General features: G+C 47.9%; 17 protein-coding genes. 1 reads left to right on the forward strand and 16 read right to left on the reverse strand.

Features of this window, described 5'->3' with window-relative positions; all coding sequences use genetic code 11:
* Window positions 1-74: 74 nt before the first annotated feature.
* The 15 genes from BN2762_RS09445 to serC form a co-directional block, all read right to left on the reverse strand.
* Window positions 75-1,283 carry a type II secretion system F family protein gene (locus BN2762_RS09445; protein ID WP_055106766.1) on the reverse strand — a complete coding sequence of 403 codons (1,209 nt, stop codon included), beginning with the start codon at window positions 1,281-1,283 and terminating at the stop codon, window positions 75-77.
* Window positions 1,283-2,317: a type IV pilus twitching motility protein PilT gene (locus BN2762_RS09450; RefSeq protein ID WP_055106767.1), complete on the reverse strand. Its 1,035-nt coding sequence runs from the start codon at window positions 2,315-2,317 to the stop codon at window positions 1,283-1,285. The genes BN2762_RS09445 and BN2762_RS09450 overlap by 1 nt, the downstream gene beginning before the upstream one ends.
* Window positions 2,318-2,329: 12 nt before the next feature.
* Window positions 2,330-3,997 carry a GspE/PulE family protein gene (locus BN2762_RS09455; RefSeq protein WP_055106768.1) on the reverse strand — a complete coding sequence of 556 codons (1,668 nt, stop codon included), beginning with the start codon at window positions 3,995-3,997 and terminating at the stop codon, window positions 2,330-2,332.
* A 50-nt stretch (window positions 3,998-4,047) separates the two neighbouring features.
* Window positions 4,048-4,617: a prepilin-type N-terminal cleavage/methylation domain-containing protein gene (locus tag BN2762_RS09460; protein WP_055106769.1), complete on the reverse strand. Its 570-nt coding sequence runs from the start codon at window positions 4,615-4,617 to the stop codon at window positions 4,048-4,050.
* Between the two features lie 77 nt (window positions 4,618-4,694).
* Window positions 4,695-5,036, reverse strand: coding sequence for a PulJ/GspJ family protein (locus BN2762_RS09465; RefSeq protein ID WP_187386500.1), 342 nt, complete (start codon window positions 5,034-5,036; stop codon window positions 4,695-4,697).
* A gap of 19 nt (window positions 5,037-5,055) precedes the next feature.
* A complete protein-coding gene (locus BN2762_RS09470; protein ID WP_222861051.1) occupies window positions 5,056-6,114 on the reverse strand; it encodes a DUF7305 domain-containing protein in 1,059 nt (352 codons plus the stop codon).
* Window positions 6,115-6,423: 309 nt separating this feature from the next.
* Window positions 6,424-7,260 (reverse strand): ABC transporter permease, encoded by an 837-nt coding sequence (locus BN2762_RS09475; protein ID WP_055106772.1) that lies wholly within the window; start codon window positions 7,258-7,260, stop codon window positions 6,424-6,426.
* Between the two features lie 6 nt (window positions 7,261-7,266).
* Window positions 7,267-8,187 (reverse strand): ABC transporter ATP-binding protein, encoded by a 921-nt coding sequence (locus BN2762_RS09480; RefSeq protein ID WP_055106773.1) that lies wholly within the window; start codon window positions 8,185-8,187, stop codon window positions 7,267-7,269.
* 105 nt (window positions 8,188-8,292) lie between these two features.
* Entirely contained in the window at window positions 8,293-8,958 is a 666-nt protein-coding gene (locus tag BN2762_RS09485) for a TetR/AcrR family transcriptional regulator (protein ID WP_055106774.1), read from the reverse strand.
* A gap of 160 nt (window positions 8,959-9,118) precedes the next feature.
* Complete coding sequence (locus BN2762_RS09490; protein WP_055106775.1) at window positions 9,119-10,078, reverse strand: 5'-nucleotidase; 960 nt, start codon at window positions 10,076-10,078, stop codon at window positions 9,119-9,121.
* A 17-nt stretch (window positions 10,079-10,095) separates the two neighbouring features.
* A complete protein-coding gene (locus BN2762_RS25995; protein ID WP_230202466.1) occupies window positions 10,096-10,257 on the reverse strand; it encodes a VOC family protein in 162 nt (53 codons plus the stop codon).
* Window positions 10,258-10,284: 27 nt separating this feature from the next.
* Window positions 10,285-11,094, reverse strand: coding sequence for a phosphotransferase family protein (locus tag BN2762_RS09495; RefSeq protein ID WP_230202467.1), 810 nt, complete (start codon window positions 11,092-11,094; stop codon window positions 10,285-10,287).
* Between the two features lie 178 nt (window positions 11,095-11,272).
* A complete protein-coding gene (locus BN2762_RS09500) occupies window positions 11,273-11,956 on the reverse strand; it encodes an MOSC domain-containing protein (RefSeq protein ID WP_055106777.1) in 684 nt (227 codons plus the stop codon).
* A 56-nt stretch (window positions 11,957-12,012) separates the two neighbouring features.
* Complete coding sequence (pdxS, locus tag BN2762_RS09505) at window positions 12,013-12,894, reverse strand: pyridoxal 5'-phosphate synthase lyase subunit PdxS (RefSeq protein WP_055106778.1); 882 nt, start codon at window positions 12,892-12,894, stop codon at window positions 12,013-12,015.
* Window positions 12,895-12,957: 63 nt separating this feature from the next.
* A complete protein-coding gene (gene serC / locus BN2762_RS09510; protein ID WP_187386501.1) occupies window positions 12,958-14,043 on the reverse strand; it encodes a 3-phosphoserine/phosphohydroxythreonine transaminase in 1,086 nt (361 codons plus the stop codon).
* A 108-nt stretch (window positions 14,044-14,151) separates the two neighbouring features.
* On the opposite strand from serC, the gene BN2762_RS09515 reads away from it, so the two are divergent.
* Window positions 14,152-15,048, forward strand: a complete 897-nt coding sequence (locus BN2762_RS09515) for a LysR family transcriptional regulator (protein ID WP_055106780.1) — start codon at window positions 14,152-14,154, stop codon at window positions 15,046-15,048.
* Here BN2762_RS09515 and BN2762_RS09520 read toward each other — a convergent pair.
* Entirely contained in the window at window positions 15,045-16,223 is a 1,179-nt protein-coding gene (locus BN2762_RS09520) for an acetylornithine transaminase (protein WP_055109883.1), read from the reverse strand. The two genes, BN2762_RS09515 and BN2762_RS09520, sit on opposite strands and share 4 nt — an antisense overlap.
* Window positions 16,224-16,231: the final 8 nt, after the last annotated feature.

Consider the following 16,231-nt stretch of genomic DNA (forward strand, 5'->3'; position numbering starts at 1 on the left):
GTAAACCCCTCCTCAAAATTTGTATTAATTAGGAAAATATATTATAATGTTTCCATTATAACCATGGTCATAACTCACTTTACGTGATTGAAAATATCAAACATAGGAACGATGATAGAGATCACGATGCTGCCAACAACTCCAGCGAGAAAGACAATCATGAGCGGCTCAATCAAGCCCTTCAGCGCATCGGCTGTTGATTCGACTTCCTTCTCGTAGAAATCTGATATTTTCTCCAGCATGAAATCCAGGGAGCCTGATTGCTCACCGATGGAGATCATCTGGGTCACGAGAGGTGGAATAATCCAATGCTTCTTCATTGGCTCCGATAATGCATTTCCACCCTCAAGCGAGGTTCTTGATTCCTTCAGTACACCGACCATCACTTCGTTCATCACGACTTTTTCTACGATAATTAGTGCATCCAGAATCGGAACAGAGCTCTTAAAGAGTGAGCTTAATGTGCGCGTCATCCGAGCAATCATGGATTTTTGCACCAATTTACCGAAGATCGGTGTTTTTAGAATGGCGTAGTCCAAGTAATACTTACTTCTGGGATTCCTTAAAACAAGCATGATTGCGACAATAATTCCTATAATCAACAGTGGGACGAGCCACCAGAATGACTTAATCCAATCGCTTATTTTTAGAACGATCTTGGTTATCATAGGAAGCTCAGCATTGAATTGGGCGAACATCTCAGCGAACATGGGAACAACGCTTGTAAGCAAATAGATCACCACGATGACGGCCACAATCATAATGACAATCGGATAGGTCAATGCCGACTTCACTTTTTGCATTGAATAATGCATTTTCTCGAAATAAGTAGCTAGCCGATCCAATGTGTCATCGAGATTTCCCGATGCCTCGCCAGCCTGAACCAGATTGATAAACATGGGAGGAAAGATTTTCTCATGTTTGGCCGCGGCTTCGGATAGGGGTTGGCCTGAACGCAAATCCTCCTCCACATTTTTCAGGGCTTTGGACAAGGCCTTGCTCTCCGTTTGCTGCGCCAATATTCTTGTAGCCTCGGCTACCGACACACCAGCAACGATCAGCGTAGAGAACTGCCGGAGATAGAGGACGAAATCCTGCGTTTTTACGGGATTCCCTATCGTTATCTCTTTCGTGAGCAAATCGTCCTTGAGTTCAATAATTTCCGTAACGGCTATCCCTTTTCCGCGCAGCTCAACTATGGCATCTCTCCTCGTAGTACTCGAGATTTTACCTTTGCGGGATTTGCCGAACCGGTCACGACCTGTGTATTTGAACTGTGCCATTACTTCATCTCCCTAAAGTATGGTTCGGCTGCTTCTCTGGTAATAATCCTGTTCTCGATCAATTCCGTCATCGACATGTCCAGCGTGTGCATTCCATAAGCTTTCCCTGTCTGCATAAAGTTAGTGATTTGGTGAACCTTATGTTCGCGAATCAGATTGGCTATCGCATGGGTGTTAATCAGCAGCTCTGTGGCGACTCGCCTTCCTTTATGGTCAATGGTAGGAAATAAACGCTGGGACAGAATAGCCAGAAGGACAGAGGCGAGCTGAACCCTTATTTGCGGCTGCTGACTCGCAGGAAACACATCCAGAATACGATCGATCGTTGCAGGGGCATTAGGAGTGTGCAGCGTCCCTAATACCAGATGTCCCGTCTCCGCCGCTGTCACAGCAATCGATATCGTCTCCAGATCCCGCAGCTCTCCAACGAGGATGACGTCGGGATCCTGCCGTAATGCTGCCCGGAGTCCATTACCGAAGCTCTGTGAATCATAGCCGATTTCTCGCTGATTAATAACTGAGTAATGATGAGTATGCAGATATTCAATGGGGTCTTCGAGTGTGACAATATGTTTGCGCATATGCTTGTTCATATAATCGATCAGAGAAGCTAGCGTTGTTGACTTCCCGCTTCCGGTAGGCCCTGTTACAAGAATGAGCCCTTGCGCCTTTGTGGCGAGCTGCCGCATAACTTGTGGAATATGCAAATCGTCCAGATCTGGAATTTCGGATGGAATAAGTCGGAGTGCAATGCCTATATTTGAACGTTGATAGTACACATTTACACGAAAGCGTGTTAAACCCTTGATGCCAAATGAAAAATCCAATTCCCTTCTCTCCTGCAGAATGTCCCATTGTTCCTTGGACATAATACTTTTGGCCATTCTTATAGTATCCTCCGAAGAGAGATTCGCAGACTCATCCTGCTTCAATTCTCCATGGATCCTCAGCATGGGCGGCACGCCCACCGTGAGATGCAAGTCGGAGGCCTTAAGCTCATGAGCCATTCGCAGCAGTCGTTCCAGCCTTTCCATTCAACCACACCTTTATTCACTTATTGCTACCCGCAGTACTTCTTCCGTCGTTGTGAGTCCTTCTTTAACCTTGAGAAGACCGTCGTCTATCAAGAATATCGTTTCTTTCTTTACGGCAATTTCCCGAATCTCCTCAATAGAACGGTTATTCATGATCATGCGCCTGATCTCGTCATCGATGACCAAGATCTCATGCAGCGCAATTCTCCCTTTGTATCCTGTCATATTGCATGTTCCGCAGCCTTTGCCGCGAGTTACAGTATCAACATGCAGACCACGCCTCTCAAAAATCTCCCGTTCTCGCTCAGTAGGCATATGGGTTGCCTTGCAGTCCTGACAAATCCGCCGAACTAGCCGCTGCGATACGATCCCCGTAGTCGAAGCAGCCACAAGAAAGGGTTCAATCCCCATGTCGATTAATCGGGTAATAGTACTAATGGCGTCATTCGTATGAATCGTGCTTAAGACGAGGTGCCCAGTTAACGACGCGCGAACGGCGATTTCTGCCGTCTCTGTATCACGAATCTCGCCCACCATCACGATATTGGGATCTTGGCGGAGAATAGCTCGCAGTCCTTTAGCAAAGGTCATGCCGACGCTCGTGTTCACCTGAACCTGATTGATGCCCTCCAGCCTATACTCCACCGGGTCTTCAACCGTAATGATGTTGACATCCGGCGTATTCAGACGACTTAAAGCAGAATACAGCGTTGAAGATTTACCCGAGCCTGTTGGCCCCGTAATCAGCACAATGCCTGTCGGCTTGTCGATCATCTCAATGAATCTCTCATAATTTAAAGGGTGAAAATTCATTCTTCTCAAATCCATAGCCGCACTATCCAGATCCAGCAGCCGCATCACGACCTTCTCGCCATAAACGGTAGGAAGGGTAGATACTCTAAGATCGATTGAATACGCTTCCAGATTCAATTTGATTCTGCCATCCTGCGGAATCCTGAACTCGGTAATATTAAGATTGGCCAAAATTTTAATTCTGGCGACAATCATATTAAGCATATGGCGCGGAAACTTTCTTTCGGTTCTTAATATGCCATCGACCCGATAACGGAGCACTACCTCTTTCTCCTGCGGATCGATATGAATATCGCTCGCCCTTTGCTGATACGCTTGAATAAAAAACTGATTGACCAGCTTGACAACTGGCGAATGTTCATCGGTAACATTGTCTTCCTCCCGGTACTGGCTTTTCTGTTCAATACCGAGCAGTTCTTCCATATCATCCGACAAGCCATAATATTTATTGATCGATTTCTGAATATCTTCCTTGGTGGCGATGGACACCTCGATTTCAAACCCCGTGGACAGCCTTAAATCATCAATTGCATAGAAATCCAAGGGGTCTGCCATTGCAATATATAATTTCTCCCCTTCCTTTTTTAAAGGAATTAGCTTGTTACGCTCAGCCATTTCTTTAGGCACAATATGAATTAATTTCGTATCGATCGGGTACTTGAAGAGGCTGATATACGGTATACCTAGCTGAAACTCCAGTACCTCCATGATCCTTTGTTCACTTATAATTCCTAACTCAACAAGCTTTTCTCCAACCTTCTGATTGGGCCTTTTTTCTTTAAGGGCGATTTGCAATTGTTCATTCGTGATCAGGCCGGAGCCAATTAACAATTCACCAATTCTTTGACGCGTACGCAGCTTCTTCATCATTTATCACCCATTGTTCTTGATAGTCTTGCAGCCAACTTCACTGTCCCTTAAGGCAGCTCTTTATAGGCAAATTCAATCGCTCGATAGGGCCCGGAACCGGCGGTAGTGATCGCCCCCGATTCCAACAATTCCATATTCAATAACGAGAGCTTCGTTTCCACGTGAAAGGTCTGATTCCCATTCCGGCTCTCTATGGTGTAATTCAGAAGACTGCTGCTGCCAGAATCGATATTGAACTCCAAATCATAGGTCACTGAATCCTTTAGGCTCGCGGCAACAATGCTCCATGTGTCATGGGTTCCCCCGGCATCCTGCATTTGGTCAATGCTTGTCCCGTCCGGGCTCAAGCATATATAGTCATATCCAGCCTTAAGGCTTGTGGAAGGACAGGAATCCAATAGCTTCGCCTCATTCGCATAACGCAGTTCTTTCGTGATTGTATGAGAGATGATTCGCACATGATCCTGGAGCTCGCTGCGCTGCGTCGTCCGCTGAAAAGCATGCATTCCAAAGTTATAGGCAGACACAGCCAAAGATAGAACAAGAGATAACAGAACAAGCGCAGCTAATAGTTCTATTAAGGTGACACCTTTCTGATCAAGCCTCCACTTCCGCATGGCCCCTCCCGATCTGTCGTGACATTCATTTATAGCGATTGCAAAAAAACATATACATGGATCATTCAATATGTAGCTTATGGACTTGAAGTATTATCAGGAATAAATACGATCATTGTGCTATTCGATGTCCCGGCAATCTCCTCTTCCACCATTTGCCCCTCGATGACGATGCTATCCCCGCCACCAATCTTGGGAATGACAATCGTTGCACTCACTCCTGCTTGAGCCTCCTCAATATTCTGCCGGGTTTCGTGCAGCTCTTCACTTCTGTCTCCAAACTTCATAACAGCCTGAAATCCATTCGTGAAAAACCCGATCAAAACCGCAGTCAATATTGTAAGCAAAACCATGGAAGCCAGCACCTCGATCAATGTAAATCCTTGCTCCCGCCTGACAGCATTCACCTCTTTCACCATGCCTTTCTCTCCCATAAGTCTACTCGCCACTCCATTTATGTCTTTCGAACTTGCGAGTTGCATTGATAAAATTGGCTACATCTCTATCGTATGTAATCGAGTTACTTCCAACTAATTGAAGATTTTTAGTAATCATAGCCCCGGTTAAGTTAATAGCTCCATTCGTATAGGTGTATGTCGCGGTCGGCGCATATAAGAGCACGCCATTCAAAGTAAAGGATCCATTTAAATGAATAGAATTTTTAACATGGAGAATTACTGTTTTTTTCGATAGGTTATTAATCGAGAAGGGGCTTGAAACTTCTATGCTATTTGCATAAATATGGATTGCCCCCGTACCGCTGCTCCCCAGAATATCGATGGTTCCATTTGGCTTAAAATGATTAAAGATAATATGTATATCGTTACGATCTATAACATTAATGGAAAACCCGTTGTTTCCTTGAAGTTCATAGTTTCCATAATTGGCAGACTGAGTAATGACGGTACCAGGGTTTAACGGAATGGCTGAGCCCGATATATTCGGAAACGGAATCTCGGGAGGGAATACTCCCTCATATCCAGGCTGCAGGGTGCCCCCCTCAATAAGATTACCAGCTCCGATCCCTGTGATTGATTTGCCTGCAGCGATATCACCTCCACCAAAAAAGGCACTGCTTCCATCTGCAGTAATATCCTCTTCAGCAAGAATAACGTGATTCATATTAATGATTGGGCCATCCGGGCCTAGGGTTAAGGTCGTCCGATTCGATATATTTCCAGCGGTTCCTTTGGAATTAATGATAATTGCATTTGAGTCGCTTGGGCTCCTCCTTACTTCTGCACGAAAAACCCCGTTGCCGAAAGAGATATCCTGATTCAGATAATTATTATTTAATTGAGCAATAGCTGCATCATTAAGAGTTACGGGATTATAGTTGTCAATAATATAAGCTGCAATCGCATCTGCTCCCGATTTGGCAATGTAGAAAGCTTGTTCCCTTTTCTCCTGCACTATAGTTCGCGACGCTTGGCCTAGGCTCACAGCAAACAATGAAGCTCCAAGAATAAGAAGCGCCATCGACAAAATATACACCATGGGAAGAGCCGCTCCGCGTTCGTTCCTTAGCACCTGAGAACCCCTTTTCCTTGTGAAAAATTGGCATTTATCTTCAATAAATAATACTAGCAAATATAAACATATAAGGTAATATGATCATATGAATTTTCCCCATATTTCGAGAATTTTCTCCCTAAACAGGGGGAATTTTCTACAATATTCACTGAGTCTATTTGACCAATACAAATAGAGGGTCTGTGCGCTTTTAACGCCAGACCCCCGGCAGGGAATAATGTATCAGCTGCTTATAAGCTTGAGTCCTTCCTCTTATGCATTAGGCAAGACTGCCTACTGCTGGAAAATATCTTTACTGCCCGGAGTGCGGTTGATTCTTGAGAAGTCGACTTTGGAAAAAGCCAGCGTGGAGAGGAGCAGAAACAAGACACCGAAGGAGAAAACGATAAGAATACTAATCTGAGGTGTGATGACGAAGCCGCTGACCTTGAACGCAAGCTGCTCTGCGATTAATTCATCTGCAGGCAGGGACATTTTCTCCAGGCTGAGCGCTCTGAAAAAGGCTGTGGCGTAGGTCATCGGATTAAACAGCGCGACATATCGCAGACCTTCCGGCAGCAGACTAAGCGGGACGTATACCCCGCACAGAAAGGTGATCGGAGTGGTGATAGCGACCGACACGATTTGAAAGGTCTGCGAGTTCTTGACCGCGGCCGCCAGAAATAATCCGAATGCCGAAAAGACGAGGCCCACCATGATCATAAAGCCAAGTATGGCTAGCGGCGTAAGGACCGAGGTATACCTCATGCCGATAAAATAACCGATAATCAGAATAAGCACCCCCTGCAGAGAAGCGATCGTCGTCGAGGACAGCATTTGTCCGGCGGCAATCTGCATCCTTTTGACAGGGCTCACCAGCACTTCCTTCATGTAGCCGGAGACGATATCCTCGATGGTCGAGGTCGCAATATTGAGCGAGGTCTGAAAAACGACGATGATGACGATTCCTGCCAATACATAATTAATCGGGCTCTCGACGGCCGTACTTTGAAAGATCGTGCTCAGCAAATATAAATAGAAAAAAGGCATGATCAGCAGCAGCACGAGCTGCACCCGATTGCGGGCAAACAGCTTGATATTTCTGAGCCATAATGCTCCAACGATCCGCATCTCCCGCTACCCCCTTATGTCTTTTCCCGTTATTTCGAGAAACACATCGTTTAATGTGCCTTTATTAATTTCAAGCTCATGAATACACGGCCTGTGCTCGCTGATGACCTCCAGAAAACGCGGCAGATCCGCAGCCCCGAGGTCGACAGCATAGTGCCCGCCATAGCCTTCAAAGGCCAGATCATGCTGCCGCAGGGCAGCTTCCAAAGCCGGTCCGTCACTGCTGATCAGCTGTGCCTTATCTTTCGTGTAGCGCTGCTTCAACGCGCGAGGCGTATCGAAGGCAATGATCCTGCCATGGTCCATGACCGCCACCTTATCGCTGATCTCGGCCTCCTCCATATAATGCGTCGTTAAGAAGATCGTCAGCTGCTGCTCCTTCTGGAGCCTCGCAATATACTCCCAAATATTCGCTCGTGTCTGAGGATCCAGCCCTGTTGTCGGCTCGTCGAGGAACAGCATCTTCGGCTGGTGCAGCAGGCTGCGGGCGATTTCCACCCGCCGCTTCATGCCGCCGGACAGGCTTGTGACCATCGCCTTCCTCCACTCGCTCAAATCGACGATTTCCAGGACGAAGCGAATCCGCTCGTTTATAAGCGATTTGGGCAGACCATAAAAATGACCGTGCATCGTTAGATTCTCCTCCACTGTCATCTTGCTGTCCAGGGTCGACTCCTGAAAGACGACGCCGATTACGCTCCTGACCGCATCCTTATCCCGGCTGAGATCCTTGCCATCGATGAGCAGCGTGCCTGAGGTCTTCTCAAATATCGTGCACAAGGTGTTGATGGTCGTGCTTTTCCCCGCCCCATTGGGACCGAGAAAGGCAAAGATGCTTCCGCGCTCCACCTCAAAGGAAACATGATCGACCGCCGTAAAATCCCCATATTTCTTAACAAAATCCCGGACGACAATCATATTGTCCATGGGCGTTCTCCCCCTTACCAATTGTAATTGTACTATGCCTATAACCAGGCAGCAGGCACGAACTTGTCCATAGCGCCCTTCCCTATTCCCTTCCCAATTCGGCCTTTAAACTTGAGGGGCTTCGCCTTGGTCTTCACTCTGGCCCTGGCCCAAAATATCCAGCATATACGCGAAGCTGCCTTTGGCAGCACCCAAGGTCGTTTCGAGAATATGGGTGAAGGCAACGGCCTTTTGCATCAATTCAGGGGGTTCCCAATTGAAAATCCCCTCATCGAATAAGAATTGGGCGGATGCAAGCAGAAATTCCACCGTCTCTTTGGGGTGAGGTGTATGAAATGAGCCTTCTGCGATGCCCTGCTCAATGACCTCTGTCAACACCGGAGTGAGCTGCAGAATACTTTCCACCAGGCTTTTCTGATGCATCTCCGCATTGTTGACCTGGTGCAGCTGCTCAAGCATCTGCTCCTTGCTCTGCCCGGCCTCCGGCTTCTGAGCCATCAGAATGCGAAACATTTTCTCGTGGGCCGTCAGACGGGGATCTGAAGCAATTTCCTTGGCGGCTCTCACTCCGGCATCGATAAAGCGCAGAACAATGGCTTCCATGACCTCTTCCTTGGATTGAAAATGATAATAGAACGTGCCCTTGGCAATGCCAACGGCGTTCAGAATGTCGTTTACTGTCGTATGGACATAGCCTTTGGTCGTAAAAAGCGTTTCGGCTGCGTCCAAAATTTCATTTCTGCGTTCCTCGGGTTTTTTAACGATTCTCATGGCTATAGGTTGACCTCCATTTATTAGACCGACCGTCGGTCTACAATGAAAGTAACATTATTTCAACTCCGACGTCAAGGGTATTTCTTAAAATACTTAATCAAATTATAAGGCCCAACCTTAGATATCTTAAGGCTGGGCCTTAGGGCATAAACAACGGTCATTCTTTGTTCTTCTCTGAAACGCTCTTCTTAATTTTATTTGTTATTCCAAACGGGACATGAACAGATGGCACGATCCTAGCAACGCCCTCAATGTGCCCAACCTGGTCATCGAAGAATATATGGGGTTTAAATATTCGCAAGACTCTGCCTTTATCGATTCCTCCTAGAAAAAAAGCCTCATCCACCCTAATATCCAAATTTCTCAGTGTCGTGATCACTCTCTCATGTGCAGGGGCGTTCCTGGCCGTGGCAATCGCGATTCTTATTCGGGGCTTATCTTTGTCGCTTGCTGGATACTTCTCTAAAATTCTTTTCTGCAATTTGGATATCTCTTCAAAAAATTTCAATAACGGACCAGGCGGAAGCGATTCACTGGCTTTTGACCTTTCGTGGTCATGAAACAAAGCCAATTCCCCTCCCAGCTGAAAGACGGATTCAGCCGAATCATCGGCGATAATTCCATCGAAATCAAATGCGATCCGAAGCTCCCGATCCTCGTCATTGTCGATGTAGTCCGTCGGGTAAATGCAGCCAGCTGGAAATCCTCGTTCGACGGCTTCCTTAACATCATCAGGATTCCCCGACAAGAAGATCGACGCATTAAAAGCCTCCATGTATTGAAAAGGATTACTGCCTGCGATGAATACTGCTCGGCTAATAGGGAGCTGGTAATGTTCTATCGATTTAAACACTCGAAGCCCGGTATCCGGATCATTGCGAGATAACAAAACAACCTCAACGGGCTGTTCCTCTGGCTCATCCGTATTTATACTAAGCAGTCTTTTTATTAAAGGAAATGCGACTCCTGTTTCAAGAACGGCTTGTTCATTTTCCCGCTGGTATTTTCTATAGGCATCTTCCCCGTGTTCTCGAAATACGCGATCGGATTCACTTAAATCAAACAACGCACTCGAAGCGACTGCAATTACAAACTTGTCCTCGATATTATAAGGCATGATTCTATCCCTTCTCCTTAGCTAAAACAGGTACAAAACATAATAATATTCCCGTCAGGATCTTTGAATGAGAATTCCGACAGGTCAGGAAAGACCTGAATTTCTGTAACGATTTCCGAACCTAAGCTCTGTACATGCTGATAGGCCTCATGAATATTTTCGCAGCTTAAATTAAACAAAGGCCATAGCTTGATACCCTCCCTTTTCTATGAAATTGTCTTCAATCTCGCTCTGATGTCCAGCAATAATGCATTTTTCTCTGCATCAGGTATTCCATCCGCAAGTCTCGCGGCAGCTACCGGCAATATCCATGGATCTACTTCGGCATAATCCTTGTTCGCAAGCTTCATATAATGCCTGATATATTGGTTCTTGATGCGTCTTCTAAAGAAATTGATAAGGAGGCCTTTGGTTTTTGGAGTCCCTTCCGGCAATGTGCCATAAGTCAACAGAAGTACGGACCTGGCGAGATCACCCAGCGGATGGCCAGCCATTCCAGTCATCCAATCAATCACCCAGCTATGACTTTCATCTCCCACCAATACATTGTCGGGATGATAATCTCCGTGGCAAAGCTTATGATCCTCGGGCAGGCCTTGAAGATAGCGAATAATCTTCGACTTCTCTGCATCGGTTAGGAGCGGGGCAGATTGAATATTATGAGCCAGTATCTCTTTATGATTCCTGTTCAAGTCCGCAGCGGAATGGGAATGCACATGATGATGAAGGGCGGCTAACGTCCTGGAAAACCGCTTGATCCGCAGAGGTCTCTGTGTCATTAAATGAAGCAGGGAAGTGCCTGGAACCCGTTCAAAAATAATACCCAGCCTTCCCTCCCTCTCAACCATCTCAAAGGGCCTCGGAACATGGATGCCCAGGTTATGCACGTACCGGCTGACCCCATATTCCTCATGAATCGCTTCTATAGGAAAGCCCTTCTTATAAAGCTTTAAAACTTTGTTATCATCGGCAACGAATATATCTGCTGTTCTCCCCTGGCCCATCTGCTCCAACAACGGTCACCTCCTTAAAATCAAATTAGCCTTCCATCATTACAGAAAAAGCCCCAGCCTTAAGATCGCTCTTATCTTAGGCTGAGGCGTTGTTATGCGAGCTTATTTACTTGATTATACCTCCGATTCTCCCGTGGCGACAGCCCTGATATCCGTATCAACGAAAACACGAAAAAGCTTATTACCTTTCGCCCGTTAATCGTTCCTTAGTATCCGTCTCGCTTCCTTCAAGTCGTTTAGTCAGCGTCTTTCTCCAATTGTCCGAGAGTTCTTCAACTTCAAGAATCCTGGCTATTCCTTCAAGATTATCTTTATCACGATGCATGATCTGGTTCGCGTAAGAAACCGTAATTGCCTTCGAATGCCTGTCGATGATCTGCAGTCCATCGGCTTTGGATACGAGCCCTTCTTGAAGCACGCGGAAATAAAAGCCCGTATATCCGGTCTCCTGCACCTTCAGCGGCATATCGGGCGCGCCGTACTTTACGGACAATTTGAAGCATGGCTGCCTAGGCTGACTTACCTGCACCACCGCTTCCCCCAGCTGAAAAATATCGCCGATGCAAACCTCCGTCTCCAGCAGGCCCCGCGTCGTTAAATTCTCACCAAACGCGCTATGGCCCAACGCCCGATCCAATTCCCTCTCCCAATAGGGATAGTGTTCATAAGGATACACACAGACTGCTTTCTCCCTTCCCCCGTGGTGAACAAGGTCGGCTTGACCGTCCCCTTCGAAGTTCAACCAGGACAAGAATAGCGGCTCATCGCTGGGCATTTTGAATATGCCTGTAGACACCTCCTTTTTATTAAACTGCACTTGTACGGGTTTGCCTACATTGATGGATATAATTTCACCCTGCCCCATTAGGGATCACTTCCGTTTCCTACTTTGAATTCAGGAATCCACTGCCTCTCTTCTCATTATATACCACGTTCCTGCATGCGGTCGCCTGCCTCTAGCTTCGAGATTTCTATCCCTTTCATGGGGGCACCCAGATTTTTGGATATTTTTGCAATTAAACCAAAATCCATATAATGCGTCGTCGCCTCCACAATGGCCCGGGCAAATTTCTCCGGCTGCTCGGATTTGAAAATACCTGATCCAACAAACACACCGTCGGCTCCCAAAGTCATCATTAAAGCCGCATCAGCGGGAGTAGCGACCCCTCCGGCAGCAAAATTAACAACCGGTAATCTTCCTGTTTCCTTGACCTGCAGCAATAATTCATAAGGTGCGCCGAGCTGCTTGGCCTCCACCATGAGTTCATCCCTGCTCATTCCCTGCACTTTTCGTATTTGTCCGAGCATCATGCGCATATGGCGCACCGCCTCGACAATATTCCCCGTCCCCGGCTCCCCTTTGGTGCGAATCATCGATGCCCCCTCTCCGATGCGGCGCAGGGCTTCTCCCAAATCCCTGGCCCCGCAAACGAACGGAACGGCAAACTCATTTTTGTCGATATGGAAAATATCATCGGCTGGCGTTAACACTTCACTTTCGTCGATGTAGTCCACACCTAGGGCTTCAAGTACCCGGGCTTCTACATAGTGGCCGATCCGCGCTTTCGCCATTACAGGGATCGATACAGCCTGCATCACCTGCTCTACAACAGTCGGATCAGCCATGCGCGCCACTCCGCCTGCCGCGCGGATGTCTGCCGGCACCTTTTCCAGCGCCATGACGGCAGTGGCTCCGGCTGCTTCTGCAATTTTGGCCTGCTCGGCATTCATCACGTCCATGATGACGCCGCCTTTTTGCATTTCCGCCATTCCTCGTTTGACTCGGTTCGTTCCTGTCTCCATCTCTCATTCCTCCATATTTTCAAGTATCCAAACTTATTAAGTTAAACCCATCCGAAGGGCGTTCTAACTAAAGCGCCGCTGAAAGTCCGCCATGAAGTCCGTCAAGGCTTTGCATTGTTCATACGTAACCGCGTTATAGATCGAAGCCCGGAAATGCCCGGCATCCCGATGTCCCTTCAACCCCACAAAGCCGTTTTGCTTCGCTTCTTGTAGAAATTGCAGCTCCAATTCCTCATTCCTCAAGCGAAACGTCGCATTCATCAGCGAACGACTGTCCTTATGAGCCAGCCCCTGATAAAAACCGCCACTATGGTCGATAGTGCTATACAGCAGATCGGCTTTGAGCTGATTGCGCTGCTCCATGCCTTTTGCTCCGCCGTTATTCCGAATCCATTTCAGCACAAGATTGACCATGTACACGGCAAATACAGGCGGCGTGTTATACAGCGAGCCGCTGTTTGCATGAATCCGATAATTCATAATATCTGGGATATGTGCAGGAATTCTGTTCAGCAGCTCACGCTTAACGATCACCACGGTAACGCCGGAAGGCCCCAGATTCTTCTGAGCGCCGGCATAGATAAGCGCAAAGTTAGATACATCCACCGGACGAGACAAAATATCACTGGACATATCTGCAATCAGCGGCACTTCTCCCGTATCGGCAAAGCTTCGGTATTGGATGCCCGCAATCGTTTCATTGGAAGTAAGGTGAACGTAGGCGGTTTCAGGACGGAAGTCCATTCCATGCAAATCGGGAACTCTTCTAAAATGATCCGCCTCCGAGCTTGCCGCAATGGCCGTATCGCCCATTTTTCTCGCTTCCGCTATAGCCTTGCCAGACCATGTCCCGCTGTGGATGTAACTCGCTACACGCCCTGCTGGCAAGAAATTCATCGGCACCATGGCAAACTGCATACTGGCGCCTCCCTGCATAAACATCACTTCATAACCGGAGGGAATGTGAAGGAGCTCCTTAAACAGCTGCTGCGTTTCGTCGTTGATTTGTTCATATTCCTTGCTTCTATGCGAAATTTCCAGGACAGATAGACCGGTGCCCTGCAGGTCAAGGAGCTCCTCCTGTACTTGCTGCATCACTTCCCCAGGCAATCCTGCGGGCCCCGCATTAAAGTTATAGACTCGGTTCATCTCCATTCTCCTTTTATCATATATATAGATATTTCATATGATTTGTCTTACAATGATAGAAACATCCTATTGTTTCTTTGGAAATAGGCTTTTCAAGGAGGAAGATTCATGGAACTCAGGCAGTTGGAGTATTTCATGGCCGTATGCCATGAGCTGCATTTTACCCGCGCCGCCGAGAAGCTGGGCATCGCCCAACCCTCGCTAAGTCAGCAAATCCGTTTGCTGGAGCATGAAATCGGAACGCCCCTGTTCGATCGGATCGGCAAGAAAACCGTCATTACCGAAGCGGGCAAGACCTTGCTGCACCATAGCTACAATGTGTTTCACGAGCTCTCCCAGGCACGTGCCGCGATCAGCGAAATCCAGGGCTTGAAGAGAGGTGCATTAAAAATCGGCGCGCTGCTGACGGTCGTCAATTACTTGCTCCCCCCAACCGTGATCGGCTTCCATCGCAGCTATCCCAACGTGGAGCTGTCCGTGCTCGGTCTGCGAACCGGAGATATCTACAACGGACTGCTGCAAAATGAGCTCGATTTGGGCATCGTCTATTTGCCGATGGAGCATGATGAGCTTGAGACGATCCCGCTCTACAAAGAGAATCTTGCTCTAGCCCTGCCTGCGGATCATCCCCTTGCTCAGGAATCCTTTGTGACGCTTGATATTCTTAAAGAGACGCCAAGTGTTTTATTGCCCAGCACGTATTTTCTGCGGCAGCTCATTAACGAGCAATGCCGGGCCCTAGCATTCACGCCGCAGCCGATTATGGAAATGACGACCATGGAGTCGATCATCAATATGGTCGCTCAAGGCCTCGGCGTTACCATTCTGCCAAAAGGTTATCTCGACTACATAAGCCATCCCCATATTCGAATAATCCCGATTCAGAACCCGGTGCCTACGACACAAATTGGGGTCGTCTATCGGAAAAATAAATATTTATGCGCGGCCAGCCGGGTGTTCATGGAGCAGTTGATTACTACGATCAAAAGCAAAAGCACGGACTAACGCTTCTTCAGCACGGTGGAGACCATGTCCACAGCTTGGTCGATTTCTTCCTTCGAAATATATAAGCTCGGTATAAAACGGATGACATGGGTACCTGCTGCCAATACCAATAGTCCATGCTGCAGCAGCTCCTGAATGATGGGGGCAATCGGTTCGCGGCATTCAATCCCGATCAACAGACCGAGGCCCCTTACGGATTGAACGATGGCATAAGATTGAAGCTGCTCCCGCAGTCTTTGCAGGGCATATGCGCCCATCTGTTCCGCGCGTTCACACAAACGTTCCTCCAGCATCGTCTCCAGCGTAGCCAGACCAGCCGCCGCTGCAAGCGGGGCGCCTCCAAATGTCGACGCATGGCTTCCCGGGGAGAAGGCGTCGCGAAGCTTCTTCTTCCCCATCATGGCGCCGATAGGAAACCCGTTGGCCAGCCCCTTGGCAAGCGTGATGATATCCGGTTCGATGCCATAATGCTCGTAAGCAAACAGCTTCCCCGTTCGCCCCATCCCCGTCTGCACTTCATCGATTATAAGCAGCAGCCCATGCTCCTTGCATAGAGCGGAGAGCCGCGCCACAAACTCGGGATCCGCGGCATAAACGCCGCCCTCTCCTTGCACCAGCTCAAGCATGATCGCTGCAGTTCGCTCCGTGATCCTATCTTCTACCGATTCAATATCGTTAAATCGTGCATAGGCAAACCCCTCCGGCAGCGGAAAAAATCCATCCTTGACCTTATCCTGCCCCGTCGCGGTCAATGTGGCCATCGTGCGCCCATGAAAGGATTTTTCGAACGTGATGATTTCGTATCTGCCATTCCCAAGCACCCGCTGGTGATATCTTCTGGCGCATTTGATCGCCGCTTCATTGGCTTCCGCCCCGCTATTGCAAAAAAAGACGAGATCCGCACAGCTGTGAGCCGTGAGCATCTGCGCCAGCTTCTGCTGGTTCGGAATATGGAACAGGTTGGATACATGCCACACTTGTTCGAGCTGCTCCTGAATTCTTCGTTTTATTTTCAAGGGCACATGCCCCAAATTGCATACCGCAATTCCCGACATAAAGTCCAAATACTCCTTGCCTTGATCGTCCCAGAGCCAGCTTCCGTCCCCTTTGACTAGCGAGACGGGATATTTCGTATAGGTCGGGAACAGGGCGTCGTCGTCACTAGGCTCAGCCATATTCAAAC

This window comes from Paenibacillus ihumii (genome assembly GCF_001403875.1).
In the GTDB taxonomy this organism is placed as follows: domain Bacteria; phylum Bacillota; class Bacilli; order Paenibacillales; family Paenibacillaceae; genus Fontibacillus; species Fontibacillus ihumii.